23 protein-coding genes and 1 pseudogene are annotated in these 25,583 nt (G+C 38.0%); 17 read left to right on the plus strand and 7 right to left on the minus strand.

Annotated features, from left to right (window positions below; all coding sequences use genetic code 11):
* Nucleotides 1-29: 29 nt before the first annotated feature.
* Nucleotides 30-1,481 (plus strand): potassium transporter TrkG, encoded by a 1,452-nt coding sequence (locus NYP54_RS08980; protein WP_283156217.1) that lies wholly within the window; start codon nt 30-32, stop codon nt 1,479-1,481.
* On the opposite strand, the gene NYP54_RS08985 is transcribed toward NYP54_RS08980, so the two are convergent.
* The gene (locus NYP54_RS08985) at nt 1,482-2,522 is read right to left on the minus strand and encodes a type IV pilus twitching motility protein PilT (RefSeq protein WP_283156218.1); all 1,041 of its coding nucleotides are present in this window, start codon (nt 2,520-2,522) and stop codon (nt 1,482-1,484) included. It abuts the gene before it with no gap.
* Between the two features lie 46 nt (nt 2,523-2,568).
* Between NYP54_RS08985 and NYP54_RS08990 the strand changes: the two genes are divergently transcribed.
* The 3 genes from NYP54_RS08990 to NYP54_RS09000 all read left to right on the plus strand — a co-directional run bounded on the left by NYP54_RS08990 (nt 2,569) and on the right by NYP54_RS09000 (nt 5,394).
* A complete protein-coding gene (locus NYP54_RS08990) occupies nt 2,569-3,267 on the plus strand; it encodes a YggS family pyridoxal phosphate-dependent enzyme (protein WP_283156219.1) in 699 nt (232 codons plus the stop codon).
* A gap of 708 nt (nt 3,268-3,975) precedes the next feature.
* The gene (locus tag NYP54_RS08995; protein WP_283156220.1) at nt 3,976-5,004 is read left to right on the plus strand and encodes an ABC transporter substrate-binding protein; all 1,029 of its coding nucleotides are present in this window, start codon (nt 3,976-3,978) and stop codon (nt 5,002-5,004) included.
* A gap of 177 nt (nt 5,005-5,181) precedes the next feature.
* The gene (locus NYP54_RS09000) at nt 5,182-5,394 is read left to right on the plus strand and encodes a hypothetical protein (RefSeq protein ID WP_117003826.1); all 213 of its coding nucleotides are present in this window, start codon (nt 5,182-5,184) and stop codon (nt 5,392-5,394) included.
* Nucleotides 5,395-5,415: 21 nt separating this feature from the next.
* On the opposite strand, the pseudogene NYP54_RS09005 reads toward NYP54_RS09000, so the two are convergent.
* Nucleotides 5,416-5,718: pseudogene (locus NYP54_RS09005) on the minus strand (ferritin-like domain-containing protein); the annotation flags it as partial.
* A gap of 180 nt (nt 5,719-5,898) precedes the next feature.
* On the opposite strand from NYP54_RS09005, the gene NYP54_RS09010 reads away from it, so the two are divergent.
* From NYP54_RS09010 to NYP54_RS09040, 7 genes are all read left to right on the plus strand, one after another.
* On the plus strand, nt 5,899-7,077 hold the full coding sequence (locus tag NYP54_RS09010; RefSeq protein ID WP_283155794.1) for an IS3 family transposase: 1,179 nt from the start codon (nt 5,899-5,901) through the stop codon (nt 7,075-7,077).
* A gap of 399 nt (nt 7,078-7,476) precedes the next feature.
* Nucleotides 7,477-8,112, plus strand: coding sequence for a hypothetical protein (locus NYP54_RS09015; protein ID WP_283156221.1), 636 nt, complete (start codon nt 7,477-7,479; stop codon nt 8,110-8,112).
* Nucleotides 8,113-8,549: 437 nt separating this feature from the next.
* Nucleotides 8,550-9,242, plus strand: a complete 693-nt coding sequence (locus tag NYP54_RS09020) for a hypothetical protein (protein WP_283156222.1) — start codon at nt 8,550-8,552, stop codon at nt 9,240-9,242.
* Nucleotides 9,243-9,252: 10 nt separating this feature from the next.
* Nucleotides 9,253-10,905, plus strand: a complete 1,653-nt coding sequence (locus tag NYP54_RS09025) for a phosphodiester glycosidase family protein (RefSeq protein ID WP_283156223.1) — start codon at nt 9,253-9,255, stop codon at nt 10,903-10,905.
* 364 nt (nt 10,906-11,269) lie between these two features.
* Nucleotides 11,270-12,028 (plus strand): extracellular solute-binding protein, encoded by a 759-nt coding sequence (locus NYP54_RS09030; RefSeq protein ID WP_283156224.1) that lies wholly within the window; start codon nt 11,270-11,272, stop codon nt 12,026-12,028.
* 159 nt (nt 12,029-12,187) lie between these two features.
* Nucleotides 12,188-12,856, plus strand: coding sequence for a hypothetical protein (locus NYP54_RS09035; RefSeq protein ID WP_283156225.1), 669 nt, complete (start codon nt 12,188-12,190; stop codon nt 12,854-12,856).
* Nucleotides 12,790-13,296 carry a hypothetical protein gene (locus NYP54_RS09040; RefSeq protein WP_283156226.1) on the plus strand — a complete coding sequence of 169 codons (507 nt, stop codon included), beginning with the start codon at nt 12,790-12,792 and terminating at the stop codon, nt 13,294-13,296. Before NYP54_RS09035 ends, NYP54_RS09040 begins: the two co-directional genes overlap by 67 nt.
* On the opposite strand, the gene NYP54_RS09045 is transcribed toward NYP54_RS09040, so the two are convergent.
* Nucleotides 13,235-13,693, minus strand: coding sequence for an acyl-CoA thioesterase (locus NYP54_RS09045; RefSeq protein ID WP_283156227.1), 459 nt, complete (start codon nt 13,691-13,693; stop codon nt 13,235-13,237). The genes NYP54_RS09040 and NYP54_RS09045 overlap by 62 nt on opposite strands.
* Before the next feature lie 41 nt (nt 13,694-13,734).
* A complete protein-coding gene (locus NYP54_RS09050) occupies nt 13,735-14,520 on the minus strand; it encodes an SPOR domain-containing protein (RefSeq protein WP_283156228.1) in 786 nt (261 codons plus the stop codon).
* A gap of 170 nt (nt 14,521-14,690) precedes the next feature.
* Here NYP54_RS09050 and NYP54_RS09055 point away from each other — a divergent pair, with 170 nt between their 5' ends.
* From NYP54_RS09055 to NYP54_RS09070, 4 genes are all read left to right on the plus strand, one after another.
* A complete protein-coding gene (locus NYP54_RS09055) occupies nt 14,691-15,662 on the plus strand; it encodes a zinc transporter ZntB (protein WP_283156229.1) in 972 nt (323 codons plus the stop codon).
* Nucleotides 15,663-15,739: 77 nt separating this feature from the next.
* Nucleotides 15,740-17,260: a fumarate hydratase gene (locus NYP54_RS09060; protein WP_283156230.1), complete on the plus strand. Its 1,521-nt coding sequence runs from the start codon at nt 15,740-15,742 to the stop codon at nt 17,258-17,260.
* Nucleotides 17,261-17,595: 335 nt separating this feature from the next.
* On the plus strand, nt 17,596-18,906 hold the full coding sequence (locus NYP54_RS09065) for a hypothetical protein (protein ID WP_283156231.1): 1,311 nt from the start codon (nt 17,596-17,598) through the stop codon (nt 18,904-18,906).
* The gene (locus NYP54_RS09070; RefSeq protein WP_283156232.1) at nt 18,845-20,464 is read left to right on the plus strand and encodes a GDSL-type esterase/lipase family protein; all 1,620 of its coding nucleotides are present in this window, start codon (nt 18,845-18,847) and stop codon (nt 20,462-20,464) included. The genes NYP54_RS09065 and NYP54_RS09070 overlap by 62 nt, the downstream gene beginning before the upstream one ends.
* Here NYP54_RS09070 and NYP54_RS09075 read toward each other — a convergent pair.
* From NYP54_RS09075 to NYP54_RS09085, 3 genes are all read right to left on the minus strand, one after another.
* Entirely contained in the window at nt 20,458-21,294 is an 837-nt protein-coding gene (locus NYP54_RS09075; RefSeq protein ID WP_283156233.1) for a LuxR C-terminal-related transcriptional regulator, read from the minus strand. The genes NYP54_RS09070 and NYP54_RS09075 overlap by 7 nt on opposite strands.
* A gap of 93 nt (nt 21,295-21,387) precedes the next feature.
* On the minus strand, nt 21,388-22,119 hold the full coding sequence (locus NYP54_RS09080) for an AraC family transcriptional regulator (protein WP_283156234.1): 732 nt from the start codon (nt 22,117-22,119) through the stop codon (nt 21,388-21,390).
* 18 nt (nt 22,120-22,137) lie between these two features.
* Nucleotides 22,138-23,139 (minus strand): GRP family sugar transporter, encoded by a 1,002-nt coding sequence (locus NYP54_RS09085; protein WP_283156235.1) that lies wholly within the window; start codon nt 23,137-23,139, stop codon nt 22,138-22,140.
* Between the two features lie 192 nt (nt 23,140-23,331).
* On the opposite strand from NYP54_RS09085, the gene NYP54_RS09090 reads away from it, so the two are divergent.
* Together NYP54_RS09090 and NYP54_RS09095 are read left to right on the plus strand one after the other, a co-directional pair.
* Nucleotides 23,332-24,033, plus strand: coding sequence for a 2OG-Fe dioxygenase family protein (locus tag NYP54_RS09090; protein ID WP_283156236.1), 702 nt, complete (start codon nt 23,332-23,334; stop codon nt 24,031-24,033).
* Nucleotides 24,034-24,105: 72 nt separating this feature from the next.
* Nucleotides 24,106-25,371 carry a cysteine desulfurase-like protein gene (locus tag NYP54_RS09095; protein WP_283156237.1) on the plus strand — a complete coding sequence of 422 codons (1,266 nt, stop codon included), beginning with the start codon at nt 24,106-24,108 and terminating at the stop codon, nt 25,369-25,371.
* Nucleotides 25,372-25,583 lie beyond the last annotated feature (212 nt).

A 25,583-nucleotide genomic window follows, 5' to 3' on the forward strand; every position in this document is an offset into this window, starting at 1 on the left:
TATACCATGTACAACCGTAAGGCAAATTTATGCGCCCAGGCCCTATTTTTAAAGTATTAGGCATGTTGCTGATGTTCTTTAGTTTGACGATGTTAACCCCCATCATCGTTAGCTTGGTTTATCATGAACATAATAGCGAACCTTTTTTATCGAGCTTTTTAATTACATTGATCTCAGGGCTTGTCTTTTGGGCGCTTAGCTCAAAGTCAAAAAAGCAGTTGACGGTTAAAGACGGCTTTATTGTCGTAATTGCCATTTGGTCAGTGCTTGGGTTTTATGGTGCGATTCCTTATATGCTGTCAAATGGTTTGCATTTGAGCTTTTCTGATGCGGTGTTTGAATCAATCTCAGGGTTTACCACCACGGGTGCTACAGTTATTCATGGTCTTGATTCATTGCCTAAGAGTATCTTGTATTACCGTCAGCAAACGCAGCTTTTGGGTGGTATGGGGATTATTATCTTATCGGTGGCAATTTTACCTATGCTCGGTGTTGGTGGTATGCAGCTCTATCGCGCTGAGGCTAATGGTCCGTGGAAAGAGAACAAGTTAACGCCAAGAATCGCCGATACTGCCAAAGTACTATGGGGTATTTATCTGTTACTCGTTGTACTGTGTATTATCAGTTATAAGCTCGGTGGTATGAATTGGTTTAATGCGATCTGTTATGCTTATTCAACGATTGGTACCGGTGGTTTTGCGCCAAGTGATGCATCAATGAGTGGTCAAACGCCATTGATTTACTCGATCTGTATCTTTTATATGATGGTTAGTGCGACAAGTTTTGCACTGCATTTTACCGCATTTAAGCGCTTATCACTTAAGGTCTATTGGCGTGATCCTGAGTTTCGCGCTTATATTTTTTTTGCTTTTTCGATGATTGTGATCGTGGTATTAACGTTGATCTCACAAGATGCCACGAAGAGTAATGATCGCGCGTTTTGGGATGGCTTGTTTCAAGTTGCATCATTTGTTTCAAACACAGGCTTTACTGCCGATTCAAACTATCATTCATGGCCATTATTCTTGCCAATTTTATTAATGGTTATCGGTCTTATTGGTGGATGCGCGGGTTCAAGCTCGGGCGGACTTAAGATCGTGCGCGCGGTACTCTTAAGAAAGCAGGCCTTTCGTGAAGCAAGGCGCTTGGTGCATCCTGCGGGCGTTTTTCCCGTGAAATTTGGCAATAAAGTCATGTCAGAAACCGTCATGAGCAGTGTTTGGGGCTTTGTTGCGGCTTATTTTATTTTGTTTGTGATCTTATGGCTATGCATGATGGGTGTCGGAATTGATTCGGTGACGGCATTCTCTGCTGTTGCCGCAAGTATCTCGAACTTAGGTCCTGGTCTTGGGCAAGTGGGGGTGAATTACGCCACTTTACCGACGGAAGCGCACTGGATTTTAAACTTTGCAATGCTCTTAGGACGTCTAGAAGTGTTTACGATTCTAGTATTATTCACCCCTGATTTTTGGCGCAGATAACTAGGACATCGGTTGTTGTATGGTGTTGTACTTTTTAAGCTCTTCAGCATCGATAATTCCTCGATTAAATAGTTTAGTGAGTGCTTGTTCTAAGGTTTGCATGCCCTTATTTTGACTGGTCTGCAACACATTATAAAGCTGAGGAATTTTATTCTCACGAATAAGATTGCGCACGGCGGTATTCGCAATGAGGACTTCATGAGCTGCAACGCGTCCGCCTTCTTTTTTACGAATAAGTCGCTGAGCAATAACGGCTTGTAAAGACTCTGAGAGCATCGAGCGGATCATTGGCTGCTCGTCCCCTGGAAAGACATTGATAATCCGATCAATCGTTTTAGGTGCTGATGAGGTATGCAAGGTGGCAAATACCAAGTGCCCCGTTTCAGCGGCGGTTAACGCCAGACGAATGGTCTCAACATCACGCATCTCGCCAACCAGAATATAATCTGGATCCTCGCGCAGTGCCGCACGTAGAGCTGCATTAAAGCTTAAAGTATCACGTTTAACCTCACGTTGATTGATGAGGCATTGCTGTGATTTATGGGTAAACTCAATAGGGTCTTCAATCGAGATAATATGCCCTTTTTCGGTTTTGTTAATATGATCAATCATCGCTGCAAGTGTCGTACTCTTACCACTGCCTGTGGGACCGGTGACGACAATCAGTCCATGTGGTTTATGCATCAATTCTTTGAAAATATCAGGTGCTTCAAGCTCATCCAATGTATAAACACTTTCAGGGATCACGCGAAAAACAAGCGCACTGCCGCGATCTTGTTTAAAGGCATTGACCCTAAAACGCGAATGAAGCTCTGGCAAATGGACAGAGAAATCATATTCTAAGGTTTCTTGAAAATGTTGATACTGCTCTGAGCTCATGACTTCATGTAAATAGTTCTCAAGGGTTTCCTCAGTTAATAGCTCATCACTGACAGATTCAATATGTCCATCAATGCGCAGTTTGGCTTTAGCGCCACTAGAGAGATGTAAATCCGATGCCTTTTTGCTAATACAAAGCGATAATAATTCCGTAAGGTTCATGTTAAGATATCCTTCTTACTAACTATACCCTCTAAGACTATAGCAGATGAATCATGATCAAGAAGTGCAATTGCAACAAAATTTATCAAAGCTACAACAACGAATTGAGGTATTGGCTACTAAGAATAGTACTAAACCAAAACTATTAGCCGTATCAAAAAAACAGTCTATTGAGGCGATGAGTGTGATTTACGATGTGGGTATGCGCGCTTTTGCTGAGAGCTTTGCCCAAGAAGCGATTGACAAGATCCCTGTATTGCCAAAGGATATCACATGGCACTATATTGGACGCTTACAGTCAAATAAGCTTAAAAAAATCGCGCAATATTTTGATTGGCTGCACACGCTTAGCAGTATTGAACATGCTCAAAAATTACAGCGTCACTGTGCTGAGTTGGGTAAAACAATGCAGGTGCTTATTCAGATTAATGTTGATCTTGAACCACAAAAATCAGGTATTATGCTCAATGATGGCGATGCAATTGAGCATTTAGTTGACTATATTGTGAAATATTGCCCTAATCTCAAACTCCAAGGTTTCATGTGTATGCTTGAAGATACTGGAGAGTATGATAAAGAGTTAGCAAGCTTTGATAAGCTTGCTCATTGTAAAGACAACATAAACCAAAAATTTAAGCTTAATCTGCAAGAGTTATCAATGGGCATGAGTGGTGATATGCCAGCTGCGATTGCCGCAGGCAGCACGATGCTACGTATAGGAAGCACTATTTTTGGTGCGCGTTAAATTTTTGGTAATGTGGTTTTATAGCATATTTGCTTTTATAATGCTAAATCAAAAATGGCTAAAATTGACGCACATTGCAAGAATTGCAATTCAGCAAAAACAGTTAAAGCAGGAAAAACCAATTAAAATCGAACTCAGATGGAGTACAAAGGTATCGCTGTCAGATTTGTGGTAAATATTTTCAAATGACTTATAAAGCCATAGGACGTTTACCCGAAACGAAAGAGAAAACCGTTGATATGTGTAGTAATGGGAGCGGTATTCGTGATACAGCTCGTGTATTGAAGGTGAGCACAAAAACAGTGATAAACACGATAAAAAAAAGCTTGTAAGTTGCTAAAATGGGCGGATTAAACTAGCTAACGCAACACACAAAAGATTGAGCGTAAATTTTTGACTTTTAGAACCAGAATCGAGTGACTTGCTAGAAAAAGCATTTGTTTTTCAAAAACTGAGCTAATGCATAACACGATCATTGGTCTTTATATCAATCGAGTTGAGTGGGGATGAAACATATAAAATGCTAAAGTATCACACCACCCATTAAATCACCCGATCAGTTGGTATATATACATTCGCATACCAATAACAATAAAAACTTTATTTTTTGAACATTATGTATAAGCATAAGGTTGATTCATATAAGTTAATCATGTAGGCAATTAATTTGTTCTATTAAAAGATATATTGACTATTAAAGGAGTTACTATGATTAAATATTTACGTTCAATAATATATTTTGTATTTTCGGCATTGTTATTGATTGCTTATTCGCCGTCGTATTCTGATGAAAAATATGAGAGTAATAAAAAAAGTATTGTTTTAGGTGCTTTAAAATTTCCCTCACATGCAGCTAGTTTTATTGCTTATGAGAAAGGTTATTTCAATGATGAAAATCTATTGATTAAGTTTAAATATTATGACAGTGCTTATTCTATGGCTAATGCTTTAATTTCAAAAGATATTGATTTTGCTATTACCGCAATAACTCCTGAGCTTGTTAATAATGCCATAGGTGCAAATGAGAGTATTAAAATATTTGGAGGCATGCTTAAGGAAGACGAGAAAAACAGTCAACTAATTTTATCTTCTACAGAATCTTATAAAAATGGTTTAAATAGTATTAAAGCTTTCAAAAACTACAATGATACATTGTTTGGAGTAACAAGCAAAGGATCAACTTTTCATTACATGGCATATAAAATTTATGAAAGTCTGGGAATTAAAAATTTACCGATAGTAGTACTGAATGATGTAACTACTATTAAAGAAAAATTAAAGAAAAATGCAATTTCTTCTATGACTATAATATCAGGGATAGGAAATGAACTGATAGATAACAATGAGGCAAAAGCTATAGGAACAATATTTGATATAATTCCAAATTACCAAATTACAGTAATGTTTACATCAAAAAAATTGCTTGATAATGAACGTAAAATTGTTAATAAATTTAAAAAAGCTATTAAAAAAGGTGCTCGTGATTATAATCACGCATTCATTGATCAGATGAGTTCTGAAAAAGAAAAATCAGAAATCGTGCTTATCTTAAAGAAATATATTTATCCTAATTTATCACAACAAGAAGCAGAAAAAATAATTGAAAATGGGGCAATGAGACTAACTCCTAATAAGAGGATTAATATGGATAGTATTGATGATCAATTAAAGTTCTTTGAAAATGAGGGATTAATTCCCAATGACGTTAAGTCTAGTGATATTGTTTCTGATCTATAATGTAAATGGTTATCAAATCTATTAAGTAATTATATTTAACCTATATCAATAGATAGAGAGTTGTTAAGTAATAAATACAATACTCACCTTAAAAAGTCTGCAACATTTGTATTGAGCCACTCTGACAACTGCGTCTATAAAAAGATTGGGGTGAAAAAGCCTAAAAGGAGATGGGAATTGAGCATTGTTAAAAGTTTGGCTAAAGCGAAGATGGAAAATAAAAAAGTAGAATTACACACCAAAGGCGGAGAAAAGCTTATAGGTATTGTGTTGAGTTTATCAGATTCAAAAGTCACTATTTTACTTGGTTATAGTGCAAAACGTGATTTTTTGATTAGTCATCTAGTGTCGGTTGACATATTAGATGAAAAAATAGGAGTGTCTTTATAAGAAGTGGTGTGATCATTTTATTTAAAGACTGCTCTCAAGCATCCATCTATTTTTTTCATAGATAGAAATTCGTCCGATAATAAAATCAGTGGTTACTTCATCTTTGATTTCTTGAGCAATTTTTAAGGCAAATTGTAATGTTTTAATAATTACAGTCTGATCATTACTTAGTTCTTTTACCATTTCTTGAGCTGATGAGTTTTCATTAGCATCTTTAATATTAGTTTCTTTATAAAAGAATGTGAAATTGGCAAGCACTTTTTTGCCAAGCATTCGTATTCTTTCAGCAATAATATCATTAGCTTCAAACAGATCAGTGTATTGTTTTTCAAATAATGTTACTTAGCACCGCAATCATACCATTCCATTTGCACCGAATCATACCTGTAAGCCGAGACTTGGTGTAGACCATGTAATTTATAATACCCCAAGAAATTTAAACAGTATCTTTTGAAATTCATTTCCGATATATTGTTGAAAGTGAAATGAACAGAGGGCGTATTTATGAGCACAAAAAGGACAAGTTACTCATCCGAGTTTAAGGTCAAAGTTGTATTGGAATTATTGGCAAATGAGCTTACGTTAGCAGAGCTTGCTAGCAAGCATAATATAACGACAAAAAACATCCAAAACTGGAAGAAAATCTTCTTGGATAATGCCGTTATTGCTATGGAGCCAGCCAAGGCGGTTAAAGAGTACAAGTCTGAAAATGATAAGCTTCAACACGAGGTGGATAAGTATGCTAAGAAAGTTGGTCAGCTTACTATTGAGAGGGATTGGCTTGAGGGAAAGCTCGCAAGCTTGGACTTATCAACTAGAAAATCTATGGTAGAGTCCAAGCTAGAAACTATTTCCATAGTTAAGCAATGCCAATTACTGGGTATTAATCGAGGCACCTGCTATTACACGCCTAAAATCAATAAGGAAGCACTTAAAATTAAAGCGCATATCCAGAAAATCCATGAAGAAATCCCTATTTATGGTGCGCTGAAGGTTCATCAGCAATTGCTTGAGGATGGATTTAGTGTCAGCGTGAATACGGTGCAGAAATACCGTCAGGAAATGGGCTTAAAAGCGGTGTTGGCTGTCAGGTTTCCTAATTTGTCCGAGCCTTGTAAACAACATGTTAAATACACTTATAAACTGCGTGGTATTAATATTTGTCGCGTTAACCAAGTGTGGTCTACTGATATCACGTATGTGAAGCTTAAGGGTGGTATGGTTTATCTTGCTGCGATAATTGATTGGTATTCAAAAGCCGTATTAAGTTGGCGTATATCGAATACGATGGATAGTAGCCTGGTAATGAGTGTTTTGCATGAAGCCCTTGATCGCTTTGGCAACCCTGAGATTTTTAACACTGACCAAGGCAGTCAATATACCTCGCATATACATACTGAGGCATTATCCAGTAGAGGTATTACTATTTCAATGGATGGCAAGGGGCGAGCTACTGATAACATTTGTATTGAGCGTTTTTGGCGCAGTGCAAAATGCGAGCGAATTTATCTTAATGAATATGGTTCTTTGCCTGAGCTTAGGTCTGATCTTGCTGATTATATTGATTTTTATAATCACCGTAGATTTCATGAGAGCTTGGGATACAAAAAACCAATGAATGTGTACAAAGAAGGTGCTATTGAATTTAAAAGTCAGGTGCAAAAAACATTGCAGGTTGCATGACATGTATAGGAATAAGAATTTTTAAAAAACTGTATTGACACTTTGGGGTAGAATAATTAGCATCTGATTAGACCATAACTGTATATTGTACATACATGAATTACGCAGTTGTAATTACATGTATACGTGTTTAAAAGATGGCAGACAGGAATTTTGAAGTGCACCACTACAAACAAATATTCACATGTTTTAAATCCTTTTGTATTTGGTTTAGTGGGTATGTGCAATGATACAATCGCATACGGTTAATGTGATGAGCTTTAAATTAGATTTAATTTAAAGGATTATAATGTTGAGTAGATGGAATAGGGAATTTAGTTATGTTAAAAAGGATATGATGTCTCTCTAGTAAAAGGAATAAGAAGTTAATTTTAACAAACTGTTAGTTATGGAGGAATAATGAGAAAAATAAATTTTATTTTGTTAGCTTTTGGTGCTGTTTCTTTTGGTTATAGCTCTGTAGAAAAAGCAGCGTGGGATGGTGACGCAAGGTATAGAGTTTGTATTTCGACTGATAATAAAGAGGTGCAATCAGACGCATATCTTATAACTTCTAGAGTTGATGACAGTGGAACAATAGGCTATTTTAGGGACATGATTTCATTGGATGAAAAATATAGAGCATATGATGGCAAGGTAATGTACTGTTCAAATGCCCATTATAGAAGCATAACTGCAACGGGATATATTGATTTTGCAATATATAAGGAACTTGATACCATTGAAAATGGTAAGGTAAAGTACGCAAACTTAACCAATGGAACGGCTCGTATAACTTTTGATGGTTACGGTCCAAATAATGATTGGAAAATAGTTTCATCTCCTAATGGCTATTGGACTATGGGTAAAGATAGACCTGATTTCGTTCATGAGTATACATCTGTTCCAGATGAATCAGTGATATTTGTCACTTATCATTTTAATGGTAATAGCTTTAAAAATAAGATTATTCCTCGGACAGATGAAGTTAATAATTATTGTGGATCACATGCATATGGAGACAATCGTCCATGTCCTTATGAATTTGGATTATGATCAAAACAGGAAATTTTAAGAAGTTTAGAGCGAAGTGTAAAGATTTAAACACTTGGTTTAAGGTTATTAGGAATTTGCTCCAGACGAGGCAGTGATGGAAAACACTCAAAGCCAAGCTAAGAGGGCATTTTGAATACTATGGGGTGAGCGGGAATTTCCCTGAAATCGCAAGTTATTCTCAATCGCCAAAAGATTGGCTAAGAAGTGGTTAAATCGAAGAAGCCAAAAGCGGAAATTAAGTTGGGAGAAGTTCAACAAATATATTGAACGTTACCCACTACCGCAGCCACGAATAACACATGATTTTTATACTTTAACAGGTTCAGTGAGTTAAGTTGAAGAGCCGTATGTGGGAAATCTACAAGTACGGTTCTGTGAGGGGCGTCATGCTTTCTCACATTATGTTTGAAATTTAAAATATAAAAGGAGAAACAGTAATGTCTACTCGACAAAAAGCAGCAGGTTCATTAGTCTTGCTTTTTTCTGTTGTTTATTCAATACATGGTCATTCGGTAACAGTAAAAGCTCACCCAACTTGTCCCCCAGGTTATCATCATGATTGTAGTGGAGCTTGGACAGGAGATGCATATCAATGTGTTCCGAATGAGGAGTACAGTGGAAATGGTCCTTATGGGAGTGCGCGTTTTAAGTTGGGCTATATTGCTACAGACTTTACAGAAGGAAATGATGCTAATTTAAATTTTTCTGCTGATGTTTATGATACTTATATAGTTGATCCTGTAGTTAGAGTTAATATGAATGTTCCTGTAGGACAGTATCATACAGAGACAGGAAATTATGGCCCATATTCAATTTATGTTAATGGTAAGATAGAAGTTACTGCATCGACGTCATCTGGATATGATAATTGGTATTATCGCAAAGCTGTTGTTGAATTCAATGGTCAAGGTGCTTCTAATGATTGGATTCTTTCCGAGGATACCTTATGTGCTAGAGATGAACTTATTTCGTATAAGGGATGGGTTCTTAAATCAAGTACAGGAGAACATGGCTGTAAGTTGATTGATATCCCAGATGAAGCTATAGTTACAATTTATTTTAGATCTAAGAATCCTCATGGTTGTGTCGAGAGCGACTTTCAGCCATATGAAGAATGTTATAATAGATGAGGGATGGAGAATGAGGAAAATAGCAATCATAATCTTAATTTTATTACTGAATAGCTTTTTATTTGGTTATCAGAGATGGGGAACCGCAAGTGGTTCTTTTGGTGTTTGGAATGGAGATACTTCTGGTTCAGGTGCTTGGAATGACCCTATTTTAATCTCAAATGAACTTGGAGAAATAGCTTGGATTGGTGATTTAAGTACAGGAGTTATACATGGATGGACTAACTTTATGGATTTCCAGTACACTGTAGATGGTCGTATACTTGGTTATCAAGGGTTATGCTTTACAGCTCCAGAAAGCTATGGATATGTTTATATGAACCCATGTGGAGATGGAGAAACATATAGTCAAAAGTTTAGATATCGTCCAAATGATAATAAAATTGAATCAATTAAATGGCCTGGCCAATGCCTTAGTTTTGGTTATAGTGGATTATATTACGGAACGGCTTTTGGATATTTATTTCTATATCCTTGTTATGATACTACGGATTATACTAAATGGAGTTATGGCTTTGAAAACTCTCCTATTTCTGCTGGATTGGGGTCGACATATCTTGAAGAGCATAAAAATTTAGATTCTCTGCCTATAACCTATGTTGAGGTTACTCCTAAATATGGACCCCATCAAGGAGAAAAGCATGAGTTTCAACTAGATTCTATAATGGTTAAAATTCATGATTATAGATATGCTCACTTTATTGTTCCAGATTTAACAGAACGGAACATTGATTGTAAGAAAATTGTCACAAGCAATTCGCCAATTAGTCAAGAAGAATGTTATATTAATCAATCTCAAGGAACCCCCCTGAAATGTAGTGATTATAATTATAGAATGAATGATTTAACACAAAAAGATAAACATTACATTCACCCATTGTATAATATAAAAGAGTGGTGGAATATGAGAAATGATTTTCTAAGCGGTGCCGATATTGTGATTAATGGTGGGTGGTATGATGTTACTCCGAATGAATATAGAACACGTCCCACGCCTTACAAAGAATATTGCGCCTCTTCTTACGGTTTAAACTCTAGCAATGGAATTAATTATTCATGGATAAATGATGCATACAGTGCTAGCGATCAATATATTGGTGATTTAGATGCCTTGGTTATAAAAGAGAATGAATCTCAGTACAAGTATAGTGCTCCGGCATACATTAATGAAATATCTATTATTGACAGCACTAAAGTAGATGAAATTTTGAACGATGATCTTGGCTATAGAAGATGGAATGCTCTTTCTGGTGTTATTATTGCAAAAGATGGTAAGGAAATCAGTAGTATAAAGAAAACTGGAAGCCCAGAGGCGTATGCGGCAAGGACAATTATTGCTATTGGTAAGGATTATGAGCTATATATATGGATAGTGCAAAATGGCGCACAAAGCTCAGAGAACAATATTGATTTATATTCTGCAGCCAGCTATTTATTACAACGATATCCAGAAATATTAAATATAATAGCTTTGGATGGTTCTGGTTCGTCTCAAATCGCACTAGATTCAAAGTCTAATGATCAGCCCTCTCAGTTTCATAGATTCACTGACTCTCAAGGGGAGAAAGTGATTGTATCTTTGCCAGGTGATATTCTACCGGGTGATTCTTATCAAGCATATAGACCTATACCACAAGTTTTAATGATAGATGCAATGAGATGAACGTATTGAATCAACCATGCCCCCCCATTGGATACTAGAGAATAGCGTTTTAATCAATATAATTGGTCTTTTATTTTGTAGTTTCTTATATATCTACGGTTTATTTTGGATAAAAAAGCGCAGCAAACAAGTGAATCATGCGATTGAAAACAACCTGATGATTCCAGATAAGCGGGATTGGTTGAAGTAGTTATGTGTAGTATGCGATTATTTATTAAATCAGCGTGATTAAAAAACTTTATTTTTGGTATAAATATCTTTGAGTATGAATTAGTCATTGTTAGCTTTAGGATGGTTATCGAATGGTGTTGCTATTAATTGAGCTAGCTACTTGAAACTGTAACTTTTAAACTAAGAGGATGTGATGAGAAGAATTATTAAGATATTAGCGATTTCAATTTGTTTATCTGCCACTGCTTATGCTGATGTCAATGTATATGGTCCAGGTGGTCCACACACGGCTTTGATTGATGCTGCGAAAAAATTCAAAGAAGAGAGCGGTATTACTGTTAATATCATCTATGGACCGGAGGCTACATGGTCGAATAAAGCTAAAGAGAATGCGGATATTCTGTTTGGTCCTTCTCAGCAATCAACAACAGCAATTGTTCATAATTTTAGCAACCAATTTGATATTAAAGATGTGCAACCCATGTACTATCACGATGCCATTATTCTGGTTAAAAAGGGAAATCCTAAGAGTATACATTCACTTGAAGATTTGACAAAGAAGGGCGTGAATATTATTGTGATTGATGGTGCTGGTTATAGCAATACTTCTGGTACCGGTGTGTGGGAAGATATCGTAGGAAGAAAAAGAGATATTAACTTTCTTAAAGCATTTAGACAAAATATTATTGCTTTTGCCCCCAATAGTGGTAGTGCGTTTAAAGCATTTCAAAATGAGAATGCTGATGCTTGGATTACATGGCGCGATTGGGCTATTTCAAATCCTAATGCCGGAGAAATCATCAGTATTAACCCGCAGTATGTCATATCAAGAGACTTCAATATTGTAGTTAACAAAAATAATAATAATGCAGAAGTTGAGAAATTTGTTGATTATCTTAAAAGTAATGAAGGTGCTAAGGCTTTTTATAGCTACGGTTGGTATAAATCATAGATTTGATGTCACATAAAAAATAAAAAAACAAATTCCCTTTGCAACTAAACACCCCAAATGATTTACGATAGGTCTGTTCTACATTCTAAGTTTAAGAGGTATTATGTTATTAGATACGCTAATATGATATGCGTATGAATTACCTCATTGGAGACTAGGATGTTAAAGAGAGTTTTTTGGAGTTTGATTGCGGCCCTTGTGATTGTCATTGCGATTATTGCCTTAATTAAGCGCCAAGCTGAAGAAAGGGTTAATGATCCTCAAGCAAAGCACTTTGCAAATGTTGTTGTCTTTGGCGATAGCTTAAGTGATAGTGCTTACCATGGACAAGGTGTTGGTAATAACTATTGGGTTAAACCCAGTGGTATTACCGATAAAATTGGCGCACCTATTACCAGTGAATTAAGTGTAAATGACCCAGAACGCAAGACGTGGCTTAATTATATTTTAGACAAGATGCCAACAAGCGCGGGGCAAAATTTTTATAACATCAAAGACTTAAAGTCGAATATGGCTTTTGATCATAATGCGTCATTCGCAACAGCTTCGGCTGAGACCGGTGATTATTATTTAACGGATACAACATGGGCACGTGATACGAATAAACAATGCATCCATGGTGTAGGCGATTATGGCGCTTATAATTGTGTGCCTGGCGTGTTAAAGCAGCTGCAATTATATCTTGCCAATGTCAATAATAAACCAAATCCCAAGACGCTTTTTATCTTATGGGGGGGGGGAATGATTTTTATCAAAATATCGTGCGTATTGCGTCAAACAATGGTCAGGCGATTGCGCATCCGATTGATAATATCGTTAAAGCGGTAAAAATATTGATGCAACATGGTGTGCCTGTAGCAAATATCTACGTACTTAATCTGCCTAATTTCTCAATGGTTCCGGCATTGACAAATTTAGTTGATGAACACATTCATAGTCATATTATGCGTCAAAGTGTGCTAGCAGTAATTTCATCCATTTCGCAAATGTATAATTTAAGTTTGCAAACTAATCTTGTGCTTCAGACCTTAGGTGAATTCCCAGCCAATCATGTCTTTGCAATCGATCGACTGTTTTTAGATGTTTATTTTAATAAAGCCAAAGTTTTGGCAAGTATAGGTGTTACAAAACCTGTTGATTTAACCTGTGCTAAGGCAGAAGATTTGCCGTATTGTAACGGCTATCTATTCTATAACGGCATGCACCCTACAACGATGGTGCATCGCTATTTAGCAAGTCAGCTGCTTCACTATATTCAGATGACCTAAAGCGCTCGAAGTCTTCGCGCACCTCGGGTAACACGCGTTGAATGCGCTGGGTTTCGGTGTTGATAAAAACCCAATTGGTTTCAGCTTTGGCAACGATTTCACCGCGCTGATTAATAAATTCGTATTTGCGTAGTGCAGTTGAGCGCTTTATCTCATCAACCCACGTTCTCGCTTCAATGACCTCATTTAAGAAAACCTGCTTGATATAGTCAATAAAGTGGGTTTTAGCAACCCATGTACAGTGGTTTTGATGATAACGCTTGGTATCCCAACCGCAGGCGTCTGAGTGCATCACAGCAATATCCTGCATCCATTTTATATAGACGATATTGCTAACATGTTTGTTAGCGTCGATATGCTCTGCCATTACGTTGAAATGTGTTTTGAATATTTGCATAAATTATTCCTTAAAACGCAAAACACCAATTACTAAAAAGTCTACTGGTTATCATCGCTTGTTTGTTGAGTGATTTCCTCTTTATCCACTTGGCGCAAAATACTGCCAGAGATACCAGCAGATTCAACTTTGTGTTTGATCACATCACCATCACGTTGGCTATAGACAGGTCCCACATCCAGGCGGTACCAGTCTCCCACTTTTTTAATGTTTGGTTTAAGCCCTGCCAAAATAAGCTTGGCGCGTGTGGCATTGGCATCACTTTGATTGCGATATGAGCCAACTTGCAGCATATAGGTATAGCGATATTGTTTTAGCTTCTCAGGATTAGCATCGACTTGTACGGTCTTATTGGTTAGTGTGTTATAAAATGTGAAAGTTAAAGGCTGATCGTCATCTTTCTTATTATCCGTTTTGTTATCTTTTGCTTTTTTGTTGTTTGTTGCAGCTGATTCTTTCGTGTTATTTTCGTTGTTAGGTGCTACTGCCACCGCATTGCTATCAGACGTCTGCTTAGCGCCTTGAGTTAGCTTACTGTCTGCGGTGGTATTATTTTGCGTTTGATTGTTTTGCTCTTTCGCGTCACTCACATTAACAACTGGCTTGGGAGAGACATGTACCGTTTGTGTGGTCGTTGTCGCTGTGCTGTCTTTTGATTTGTTACTACCATAAAAGCTCACAATAAAAGCAATGATTAATACCAATAACAAAAGGGCAAGAATGATTTTTCTTATGGCTAATGAGGGCTGCTGACGAGGCTTATTATCTGCTTTGTTTTTATCGTTTTTAGCAGTGGTTATTGAGTTGTTTTTAGCAAAATCACGCATTGTAAAGAAACTTGCCTTTTATTTGTCAATTATTTTTAAGATATGCCAGCGATTTTAATAAGATATTGCCAAAGTATAAAGCATGTTTGTGCACTTTATCTTATTAACTGGTTGCGTTTATAGCGTTTTACGCTAGAGTGATGCAAAAAGGTATTTAATGATATCAAGTGATGGAAGTACAAAAAAAGTATGTAAATATTCAACTGTTAGATGGTAACGGTGGCGCTAAAGAAATCACCGAAAAAGATATATCCCTAGCAATGGCATTACCTTCTGGCATTATCTGGTTGCATTTGGATTTAACACAAGCGGCTGATTTTTTAAATGAATATCAGATCATCCCTGAGAAAATCATCGATATGCTATGCGCGCAGGAAACCAGACCACGTATTTTGGTACTTGATAATGGCATGCTAGCAACCTTTCGCGCGATTAATCTTAACAAGGGACAAAAGCCTGAAGATATGACATCGATCCGTATGTGGTTAACTGAGCGTTTGATTATTACCGTTAAGCGTCGAAATCTGCACTCGATTGCTGAGATTAACAGTATGTTACGCTTAAATGCCGGACCTTGTGCGACAAGCGAATTTTTGAATATTTTATTGATGCATATTACTGAGCATACTGATCAGTTGGTTGATGGCTATGATGGTAAGCTTGATGATATTGAGCTTGCGATTAAGAAAGATCGATCAATTGTATTGTCAGACAGAGTCAATGCGATTTGTAAAAAGATCATTAAAATCAGACGCTATATCCTGCCGCAACGCGAAGCGATATTGGCGATTTCAGCAAATAAACTGTCTTGGCTAAGTGATGAAGATGTCTTTGAGCTAAAACAAGTGCTTGATGCCAATATGCGTTTACTAGAAGATCTGGATGCGATGAAGGATAGAAGTTTAATTATCCAAAATGAAATTCATGCTTATGAGCAAACACAGATGAATCAACGCATGTATATCTTATCGATGATCAGTGTGGTGTTTATCCCGCTTGGATTTATCACTGGCCTTTTGGGGATTAACGTTGCCGGCATTCCAGGTGCTGAGTCTCATTATGGTTTTATTATCGTTTGTGCAATCCTTGCGTTAATTATGGTGGGTTATATTGCCATTATGCGCAAGATTCGTTGGATTTGATTTTTTCTGTATCACTAGACCATAGGCATCAATCCTTGTTAAAATGCGCCGAAGTTTAATCAATAGAGTCATTTCAGATGTCAATTATTAAAGTAGAAGATTTTATTCAAAGTGTTGCCGATGGATTGCAATTTATTTCTTATTATCATCCTAAAGATTTTGTGCAAGCGATGTATTGCGCTTACGAGCATGAAGCGTCAAAGCCCGCAAAAGATGCGATTGGGCAGATTTTGATAAACTCGCGCATGGCTGCGTATGGTCATCGCCCGATTTGTCAGGATACTGGCATGGTTTGTGCCTTTGTTAAAGTCGGGATGGAAGCAAAGCTTGATCGCACTGATCGCACGATTACTGAACTTGTTAATGAAGGCGTGCGTCGTGCGTATTTAAATGCAGATAACCCACTTCGAGCATCGATGGTTAATCCACCGCATGGCGCGCGTAAAAATACCAAAGACAATACCCCTGCGATTGTACATATTGATATGGTGGCAGGCTCTAATATCGAGATTGAATTAGCAGCTAAAGGTGGTGGTTCTGAATTTAAATCAAAATTTAAAGTCTTAAATCCAAGTGATAGTATCGTTGATTGGGTACTTGAGATGTTGCCCACAATGGGGGCGGGTTGGTGCCCGCCAGGCATCATTGGTATCGGCATTGGTGGTACGGCGGAAAAAGCGATGCTATTAGCTAAAGAGTCATTAGGCGAAGAGATTGATATGCATGAGATTCTTGAGCGTGGCGCGCAAACTGAGCTTGAGAAGTTGCGTGTTGAGCTCTATCACAAAATCAATGATCTAGGTATTGGTGCGCAAGGTTTGGGTGGTTTGACAACGGTGCTTGATGTCAAAATCCATGAGTATCCAACGCATGCGGCATGTAAACCTGTAGCACTCATTCCCAATTGTGCCGCAACGCGTCATGTTCATTTCACTCTAGATGGTTCAGGTGTTGCCAAGTTGCCTGTACCAAAATTAGAAGATTGGCCTGAAATTACTGAAACGGATAAATCACAAGTGCGACGCGTGGACTTAAATACGCTAACACAAGCTGATATTGAAAACCTAAAACCAGGTGAGACATTACTATTAAATGGTAAGTTATTAACGGGGCGTGATGCAGCACATAAGCGCATTATGGATATGGTTAAAAATGGCGAGCCATTGCCAGTTGATCTAAAGGGTAAATTCATTTATTACGTGGGTCCAGTTGACCCTGTGGGTGATGAAGTGGTAGGACCTGCGGGTCCCACAACAGCAACACGGATGGATAAGTTTACCGATTTTATGTTAAGTGAAGTGGGGATTGCCGGCATGGTGGGTAAAGCCGAGCGTGGTCAGGCAACGATTGATTCAATCAAAAAGCATAAAGCAGTTTACTTAATGGCAGTTGGTGGAGCAGCTTATCTTATCTCTAAATCGATTCGTAAGGCTAAAGTGGTTGGCTTTGAGGAACTGGGCATGGAAGCTATTTATGAGTTTGAAGTGGAAGATATGCCGGTGACGGTTGCTGTTGATAGTCAAGGGACTTCAGTGCATCAAACAGGTCCTAAAGAATGGAAAGTGAAAATTGCTGAGATGCATACGGCAGGGAAGTAAGCAAAAACAACAAAAATAGCAAAATAATGACAAAAGAATAATGGGTTAATTACCCCTCACCCGCACTGCAAATGCAGTGCAACCTCTCCCGCAAGGGGAGAGGTTAAAAATATGCAAATACTTTCCAAGCAATAATGCTGCTCGTTCCCTGAGCAAAGTCGAAGGGGTGATGCAGCAAATGGCTTCGACTAGCGCTCAGCCAACGGAAAAGGAAAAATAGTAAAAAATAGCGAAAATAGCGAAAAATAGCAAATAGGGTAGTCATTACCCTATGCATAAGCCATGGATTTGTGGATATTGGGTTGTGTGAAAATAATCCAATATAAGGCTTTAATATGCGATTGTTACGTATGCTTTTATGCTGTGTGTTTCCATTGTTTATTCAATTAAATCAAGCAAATGCCTTAATACAGGGCTTTGATTTTGGTGACTGGGTCGATAGCAATGCGGATAAAGCGCTGCAGCTCACAGCAGGTGATGTGTATAAGATCACACAAACTGCGTTGGCATATCAGTTTCAACAGCAGAGTCAGAAAAATCAGCAGATGATTCGCTTATATGGCAATTTTGGTTTATTCAGCCAAAACACTGATTACACTAGCTGCCATCATGGTTTTGATGGTGCGAGCAAGAATCCAAATGATCGTTGGTGTGCATTTACCAAGGCATTATCAGCTTATCCTTATGCGCATGTTGTACTAACAATAGATGCAGGACAGCTTAAGTTATTTACCAACCAAAATGGTCAACAAGCCTTATTTAAATTTATGTTGGCATTACAAAACTCACTGCCTCAAGGACTCAACAGTGTTGATGATATTGTGCTATTGCAGGAACCGGGGATTTCGCCAGAGAGTTACGATCATATTAGTAAGCGTATTCAGATATTTGTAGATTCGATGAATACGTTTTATCAAGAAAATCCAGCGCTAACGCGTGTGCCATTTAGTGTTGACATTGATGTTGGCGATCAAAGTAAGCTTACGTATTTACTTAAGTTAAGAAAAGGCGCGATTTATGGGCTGATAGGTAGCGTGATGAATGGTGATCAAAGTCAAAATCAAGACTATATTCAAGCACTTTTACAAAGTTTCAAAGCTATTTACACATATGATCTGGCGCATCAATTAAAGGCAGTTGTCTGGCTGAATATTTATCCGTTTTACTATAGCGGTGTATTGGATGACAGTGCTGTTATTAATGCACGAAATTTAGCAACAACCTTTAGTGACAGCATAACAACTTTCAAAAGTTATTTGTTGGGTCATGACGTACTTACTCAAAGCCAATTATTACAATTGCGCTGGGGCATTGGTGAAACAGGCTGGGCGCATAGTTCAAAAACTGCTTGGGAAGATAAAAATGGCAAGCTGTTAGGCTATGCTAAGCGCTACTTTGGTGCGCTATCACCTGTTCTATCAGATTATTTGCCACAACAGACGTATGCGCTTTTATGGTTTGAAATAGGCGATGAAACCGGAAAAACAGGGCGTGATAGTGTTTATTGGCAAAATGGTAAAGCCTTTGCAGTAGATGATGGTCAATTACATATGGGTGTTGTTGGTCAAAATGGAATCCCTCTTTATGGCAGTATCAGTGGTGTTGATCATGATCCTTGCGATTTATGGGGGTGTTATCAAGTGTGAAAATAACCCAAAAGGAGGCTTTGGTATGCAAGGAAATAGTAAAATAAAATATGCAATGATATGTGGGCTTGCGAGTTTAAGTGGTATGGGGTTTGCCAGTAGCGAGACAGTTTTAGGTAATAATCCTAATATCATGTATTTAGGGCGCAGTAATCACGAGCTTATTAATGATAGAGTTGCAATGAATTGGTCAGGAAGTACGGTATCTTTTAATATTAAAGCGCTTAAGCATGACGCTAATATAGTGATAAAGCTTGCTAAAGTTACGCCAAGCAATAGCAATGAAACATGGTTTAATATCTATGTTGATAATAAGCTAGCGAACGTGGCACGCACCTCAATAGTACAAGCACCTGCCAGCGCTATTAAACTTGATAATACATTAACGACGGATGTGGATATTGATTTAAGCCTTGATCCAACACTAGATTTATCCAAAGTGCATAATATCAAGTTGGTGCAATTAAATGAGTCAGATGCAAAGCAGGCGCCATTTTTCTACTCACCGTTTTATGTGCAATCGATGACACTAAATAACACTGAGCTAGTTGAGAAATATAGTGATTTAAAAAAAATTGTATTTTATGGTGACTCGATCACGGCAGGAATGCAAGATGGTAATAATGATGGTGGTGCAAGTGACAATATTGGCTATGCTAATATCACGATTTCTTATGCCTTTCAAAGCATTGAACAATTAAATGCACAAGGTTGGCATTTTGATCCAAGCTTTATTGCGCTATCAGGAATATCGTTAACACCGGGTTCATATTGGGGCAGCTCGACCATGTTCACATACTATGACAGCAGTAGCTATAACACGGATCAACACAATCAGCCAATCACTAGTGAAAACGCCGATATTATTGTGATTAATCTTGGCACCAATGACACCTTTGTTGCTGATAAAAGCACATATCAGCAAGCGCTGCAGAAATTTGTTGATAAAGTGCAAGCACTAAATCCAAACGCTAAAATCGTTTTGGATTTATGGGGTTTTCGTCCTGATTATGTGCCAATGTATCAGCAGTATTGGCAAGCAGAAGAAAATATAGTAGGGCAGGCGTGTGCTACACCACAAAATCTATACTTTAATGGCAATACAGTAAGCTGCTTTGTTGATATGCGTCTTCCAAGTGATGGCTCAGGTAGCGGGCATCCAACCAAAGCTTACGCTTATCAACATGCACAAGCTTTAGCCGCTTATCTAAATAATATTCTTAAGGCTGAAAAACCTGTGGATGTATCCCTTAAATACAGCTGTCCTCACTCGTTGCATATTGGCGCTTATATTCTTGATCATAATAACAAGCCATATACTGGGTGGGGTGCCTATCTTGGTAAGCTTGCTGTCAGCAAAAAGGCGCTATCTTGTAGTGCTACAGCAAAAGAAGGTGTCAAAGCATGCATTGCTAGTGATCCAAGTTATCCCAAACTGGTGTGTTATGACCAGATTCATGATGCCTATTATCAGGCAGCAGGTTACTTAAACCAAAGCTGTCAAGCTGATCAAAATGGCTTAACAGGTGATAACTGTATACTAAACTACGCTCAATGACAGTTAGTTATCCGCTCTGAAATCAAGTTGATGTAATAACATTGTAGCAATGTGCACAGCTCATGCTTGGAGTGTAAATTGAGCTTTAGTTTGATGGCATCAATCACTTTTTCAACTGTGCGTTCAGAGCGACATAAATGCGTCGCAATGCGCTTACTTTCCCAAGAAAATACTAAATATTTCAGATATTGGCCTTGTGTGGGTGTTAGATCGTGCATTGTGATGAAGTCTTGGAAAAGATCATCCTGCCTAAATTCTGTCATTATACTTCGGGTATCATAGCTTGGAAAGTTGGGTGTTAGCTGTGGCGAATAAAAGTTGTAAAATGCGATAATCATTTGCAGAAACGTTGCAAACCGTGCCCCAGTAATAAAGTCTTTATTGGTTGGGTTAGCAATCTGAAAGCAAAAAGCATCTTTATAGAAATCAAGATCATGCTCAATAACAACAGGTGTTGATAATTCTTTTGGTGAGGTCAGTTCAATAAATGCCTTCTGGTAAAAGGGGTTCATTAATTCAACTCGGTCATAGAATGGATTGATAAGGTTGCGATCGAGCATATGATCGTCAATATGTAGATTTTGACGATAAAACTTTAGCGCTAACATCGGCTCTAATGTGACGATATTACGCTTTAAATCATTATGCGTGCGAATAAATGTGAAGTTTAGGAGCTGTTCATTAGGCAGTGCTAAATGAAACATACGTTTAATAGGTTGGCTATATTTAATCGAAAGCTGACCGATTTCTTTAAATGTTTTTGCCTCAGTAATCCATTGTTCAAACTTCTTAATTAACGGTGTATTCCGACTGGCGCTCAACAAAGTCATTTTGTCATTTAATCACAGTGGTTAATAGCAATGATATTGATCATACCTTTGATTGATCGGTTTATAAATAAGTTCAGTCTGATAAATAGTAATTTAATAGAAAAACGAGGGTGGCTTGCCATGCGTGAATTTCTTAAAGGTGCTAATAAAAGCGCTATCACTATCATAACCTAATGCTCGGGCAACGATGGATGTGCTTTGATGTTGTGGTAAAAGCACCAAAGCATAGAGCATTTTGTATTGCTGTAGCCAATAAGAGAATGACAGTCCCGTTTCTTTCTTGAAAATACGTGATAAGTGGCGAGCACTCAGATGTGCTTTTTGAGCAATGACTTCAATGGATACTGGTTGTGATAGCTGATGATCAATATAGGTAATTAAATCACGCAGTAAAGGATGTGTTGGAAAGCTTAAAGTGTAGTTAGGCTCGGATTTATCATCATGTATTGCTTGTAATAATGCTTGGGTAAAAACAGCTGGCACCTGTTGATCTTGCTGATGGATTTTAAGTATCAATTGCTTGATCAGCTCATCTGGTTTAAAAATAATGACAGAAGTTGGTAATAGCGGCAGGTCTTGATCAAAGTACAGCATGATGCCATCAATATCCTGTCCGCATTCAATGCCGTGGGTGATCTTTGGTGGGATATAAATCGCAAAGCCCGCGGGCACGATATAGACTTTATGGGCGACGATCACCTTTAGCACGCCTTTTTGTATATAGCTTAATTGTGCTTCATCATGCTGATGCAATTTAGCCGTTGGGAAGTGGCTAATATCAATGCTTAGAAGGTGTGCGAGATTTTTGTCAGTCCGATCACTCATCGTTTGGTCTTTAGCTGATTAAGCTTTAGCAAAGATAATCAATAACAAACCAATAAAGTAGAAGATAAACATCCACAATAAAAGCTTATTAGCCGATTGAGGTGCCTGTTTGAACTCACGCCAAATAAACACGCCCCAAAGAGCGGCAATCATCGTTGCCCCTTGACCAAGACCATAAGAGATAGCAGGTCCTGCGGTGCCCGCAGCAATAAAGTTTAAGCCAGTACCCAAGCCCCAAATGGCACCTCCTAAAATACCAAAGATATGTGCTCTAAAGCTTCCTTTAAAGTAACCCGCGCCTTTGATTGGTTCGCCAATAAATGGCTTCTTCATCATCCAGGTGTTGATAATGAAGTTTGATAAAAATAAGCCAATCGCAAAAATAACCGCAGCACTATAAGGTGTTAGTTTTCCTGCTTCAGGCATGTGGAAATTGGTAATCATCGATGCGGCAACGAAATAATAAAATGTACCCATCAATGCGCCAGAGATCAGTGCAATAATAAGTCCTTTTTTAAATGCTGATTGCGTTAAGTGCGCTTTGAGTGTTTTATATGCCTTGGCATCAAGGATGATGGCGATGGCTACACAGATTACACCGATGGCTAAAACTAAGGCATTACCTAGCGGGTTGGCAATATAATTAAGAATCACGCCAAGCACTAAGGCAAGGCCAATAGCAACAGGGAAAGCGACTGCCATGCCTGCAATATCAATGGCAGCAACGAGTAAGATATTGGCAAGATTAAAGACAATACCACCAATAAACGCAAGTAGAATCATACCAGTATTTGCTTGCGCCAGATCTGTAAAAAATCCACGTCCAATGTCGCCAGTATTACCCAAAGTGATGGCAAGAATAAAGCTAATTAAGAGCACGCCAATGGCATAATCCCAATAGAAATATTGAAATGCCCATTGCTTGCCTGTTGCTTTTTGAAGATTTGCCCAAGATCCCCAGCAGAGCATTGTGATAATACAAAATAAAATCGCAAGTCCATAAGATTGCGCGAAAAACATAAGAAAACTCCTGTCAAATGATTGCTAAAACGCGCCAATGGTAGAGAAAATTAAATTAAAAAGATAGTGTTCTGTAAATTAAATACTGAAATGCTTGCGCTTAGCAACAAAAAAAGGTGTAGTAACTGCGTTTGGTAAAGCACGGCGTTTTTGCTTTATTTGTAATATACAACTATGTTAAGGAGGATTTAGATGTATCAAGTGGAATTAGATATGCCAAAAGGATCAAATAGAAAAGCTGAAGAAGCAGAAAAAGCCGAAGAAATGATGTATCAGATTGCGTTTATTGGTGACTTAAAACCTATATTTGCCAAGTCTTTTGAAACACTCAAGCGTGATCCAAATATGAGATCGGGGGACAATTATCGCCATCGTGCGTTTGCTGTGGGTGATATTTTGCGGGGTGAGATTAGTGTGAGTCCGCATAGTGAAGTGTTTCACCAGTCAAAGAAGCTTAATAAATACCAAGGTGGGATTGACCGAAGTTTCCCATTAATCGAGATGGATATTGCCAAGAAAGTGGCGAGCGACATTATCATGGCGCACATCTATCCTAGGCTGCCAGCATGTGACTATCATTTTGGCATTCATCAGATTCGTATTTATACCAATGATGAGGTAACGGGGAAGCCCGCTCCCGAGGGAGTGCATCAAGATGGCTTTGATTATGTCACTGTGGTTTGTGTTGATATGCAAAATATCACGGGAGGCAATTCGCTATTGGTTGATATTAACAAACATCAACATATTCACGTTAATCAAGCGTTAAAAGAGGGCGAGATGTTTCTTTTTAATGATCGCAAATATGCGCATTACGCCTCACCAATTGTTCCTTTATTACCAGGAGCAGGGCATCGTGATGTGTTTGTAATTACTATGCAGATTAAAAAATAACACGAGTAGCTGAAGTTGTTTAAGACGTGTGAGAAATAAAAAAGTTAAAATGACAAAAGGATAAAGTGGTTTATGTTTGATGTAGATAAAATACGCCAAGGCTTTCCGGCGTTGATTAAAGCTAATCCGGCGATTTATTTTGATGGTCCAGGTGGCACGCAGGTAAGTTTTGCTGTGATGAGAGCAATGACAGAGTTTATGGCAGATGGTGTTGCCAATTTAGGTGGCTTTTACCAAAGTAGCATTAGCGCACAACAGCAAATGGATAAAGCCCGAGAGGCAATGGCAGCGCTGATTAATGCAAAAGCTTCTACAGAGATCAGTTTTGGGCAAAATATGACAACGATTACATGGGCATTATCACATGCAGTTGCTAATACTTGGTCGCCTAAGGATAACATTATTGTTAGTGAGCTTGATCATGAGGCAAATATCAGTCCGTGGCTTATCAAGGCACAGGAGAAGGGTGTAAATGCTGATATACTACCATTTGATCAAGACAGTTATACGCTAGATCTTGATCGACTTGAAACGATATTGAAAAAGGGCCAGACAAAACTCATTGCGATAACGTTGGCATCTAATATTTGCGGCAGTATTACGGATATTATGCGTGTCAGTGCTTTGGCAAAACAGTATCAGATCAAGCTATTTGTTGATGCAGTGCATTTTATTGCGCATCATAAGGTTGACGTGCAAGTGATTGATTGTGATTGGTTGGTGTGTTCAAGCTATAAGTTCTCGGCACCACATATCGGTGTTTTGTATAGTAAATCACAGACTATGGCATCGATTAAACCTTATAAAATAGCACCAGCACCAGATACGTTGCCCTATGCGCTAGAAACCGGTACGCAAAATTTTGAAGCATTGACAGGTTTAGAAGCAGCCATTTATCACAAAGCTGCTTTGGTCAATGAGCAAATGGCAAAAACAGATTTAAAGGCAGCATTAAAATTAAGTATGTCAGCAATAGAAACACATGAGTTAATGCTTAAATCTTACTTTTTGAAAAAACTTGAGGCATGTCCGCACATCACGGTGCATGGTATAGCTTCCCAGGATAAGCTAAGCAAACGCACGCCAACATTTGCAATAACTATTGCCGGTATTAGTAACAGGGATTTAGCGCAAACCTTAGCTCAACATCATATTTGTGTCGGGTTTGGACATTTTTATGTGCCACGATTTATTGAGAAACTCGGTTTAGATCCAAACGATGGTGTGTTGCGCATTGGCTTTGCTTATTATAATACCCTAGCTGAAATTGATTATTTATTTGATGTTTTAGCTGAGGTTACTCAATTTAAATCAAGTGATGCAGTTGCTTTGAGATAATTTCATATACCGCTAGCAAAATGGTTTATGGGCGGTATATAAGACTGAATTATGTCTTTGTGAGATATTCGCTATAGAAAAAACAGGAATCTCTTAAATAAATTTCAGATATTTTCCCTATCTTACAGCCGGAGTATTTGAGAGAATGACTTTCGTGGCAGGACGCTACGGCTCAATAACACTCCCTCCCCTTTGTTACTAAGAGTTGATCA

The organism is Cysteiniphilum sp. QT6929 (assembly GCF_030035755.1).
Classification (GTDB): domain Bacteria; phylum Pseudomonadota; class Gammaproteobacteria; order Francisellales; family Francisellaceae; genus Caedibacter; species Caedibacter litoralis.